The following is a 233-nucleotide window of genomic DNA, read 5'->3' as shown; positions in this document are numbered from 1 at the left end:
CCCTTGCCCAGGTCAAGCCGCGCAAGGATTCAGCGGACTACAAGCCCGCGGCGTCAGACGCCAAAGCGCCCGCCCTCGCCGATTACAAGAGCATCGGCCCGGCCAACGAAGTCGCCAACGACACCATCCGTTTCGAAACCCAAAGCGGCGACAAGGTCATCGTGCTGCGCTCCACTTCGCCAGCGCTGTTCGAGCAAGTGAAGAAAGACTTCGAGACCCTCAAGACGCTGAAC

1 protein-coding gene is annotated in these 233 nt (G+C 61.4%); it reads left to right on the top strand.

Annotation, left to right across the window (positions count from 1 at the left end; translation table 11 throughout):
* Window positions 1-233: hypothetical protein (locus AC0IYH_RS34170; RefSeq protein WP_471838932.1), on the top strand; the 233-nt coding region annotated here is incomplete at both ends.

It is taken from the genome of Pseudomonas sp. AC463 (genome assembly GCF_979253585.1).
This window is presented reverse-complemented; position numbering and strand designations above follow the sequence as displayed.